The sequence below is a fragment of the Azonexus caeni genome (assembly GCF_048146105.1).
GTDB lineage: Bacteria > Pseudomonadota > Gammaproteobacteria > Burkholderiales > Rhodocyclaceae > Azonexus > Azonexus aromaticus_B.
Window position 1 is genome coordinate 1 of sequence record NZ_JBKJAD010000055.1, and the last position, 1,535, is coordinate 1,535.

Below are 1,535 nucleotides of genomic sequence, written 5' to 3' on the forward strand. Positions count from 1 at the left end.
CTAGCAGCCTGTCGGACTAACTCTTTCCTGATGGGATAATGGCAGCGAGCCAACCGAACCGAGCCAGAGAGATGAGCCGTTTCCATCCTGTTGACCGCCAGACCGGCTACCTTTTACCGCCCTCGCTCGATGAATGGCTGCCAGAAGATCACCTCGCGCGGTTTGTTGTCGAGGTTGTTGATGGACTGGAGCTCAGCGCCCTGGAGAAAGCCTACGCTGGAAGAGGGAGCGCGGCATATCACCCTTCGGTGTTGTTAGCGTTGCTGGTGTATGGCTACGCCAACGGCGTGTTTTCGAGTCGGAAGATTGAACGGGCGACCTACGACTCGGTGGCCTTTCGCTTCATTGCAGCCGGCACTCACCCTGACCACGACACATTGGCGAGTTTTCGGCGGCGCTTTCTTGACGAGTTGGCTGGCCTGTTCGTGCAAGTGCTGGAGATGGCGCGGGAGATGAAGCTCCTGAAGCTGGGTACGGTCAGCCTGGACGGGACCAAGATCAAGGCGAATGCGTCGCGCCACAGCGCGCTGTCACACGGGCACATTGAGCAACTGGAAATTCAGCTCAAAGCAGAAGTCGAGTCCTTGCTGGCGATGGCCGAGCAGGCCGACCAGTCTGCGGTGGCGGACGGGATGAATCTACCGGAAGAGATTGCTCGCCGCCAGGCACGACTGGAGGCCATGGCCTGCGCCAAAGCCAAGATCGAAGCACGAGCGAAAGAGCGCTTCGAGAAAGAACAAGCCGAGTACGAAGCGAAGCTGGCTCGTCGCGAACAGAAGGCCAAGGAAAGCGGCAAGAAGCCTGGCGGCAAGCCGCCGAAACCGCCGGCTGTTGGGCCGAAGGCGCAAGACCAGCTTAATCTGACGGATGAACAATCGCGGATCATGCCGGTGGCAGGCGGTGGCTTTGAGCAAGCGTACAACGCTCAGGCGGCGGTCGATACGGACAGCATGCTGGTCGTTGGACTCGGCGTAACACAAGCCTGCAACGACAAGGAACAGGTGTTGCCGATGCTCGAGCAACTGGCAGCATTGCCGGCCTCATTGGGTCGGCCGCTGGCGCTGGCGGCGGACACGGGTTTTTACAGCGCCAGAAATGTTGAAGCCTGCGCAGCGCAAGGAATTGATCCGTTCATTGCGATCAAGCGGGAGCAGCATCATCGCGCGCCGCTGGAACGCTTTACCGAGCCGGGCGCCTTGCCGGCCGACGCAACACCCGCCCAGGCCATGGCACACAAACTGAAGACGAAGGCGGGGCGAACCCTCTATGCCCTGCGCAAGCAAACCGTCGAACCCGTATTCGGCATCATCAAGTCCGTACTCGGCTTTCGTCAGTTCTCCCTGCGCGGCTTGAAGAAGGTCACGGGGGAATGGGCTCTGATTTGCCTCGCCTGGAATTTGAAACGCATGGCCGTATTGCGTCCGCAGTAGCAAAAACAAGGGAAAATCGTGCGCTTCCAGATAAAAATCACCAAATCTCGGCCATCCAAGCTCAATTTCAGCAGCCAGGTCGCCTCAAGTCCGACAGGCTGCTAG

The 1,535-nt window shown here is 59.3% G+C and carries 1 protein-coding gene; it reads left to right on the forward strand.

What is annotated here, in order from left to right; all coding sequences use genetic code 11:
* Nucleotides 1-71 precede the first annotated feature (71 nt).
* Complete coding sequence (locus ACLIIZ_RS21030) at nucleotides 72-1,430, forward strand: IS1182 family transposase (protein ID WP_416695647.1); 1,359 nt, start codon at nucleotides 72-74, stop codon at nucleotides 1,428-1,430.
* Nucleotides 1,431-1,535: the final 105 nt, after the last annotated feature.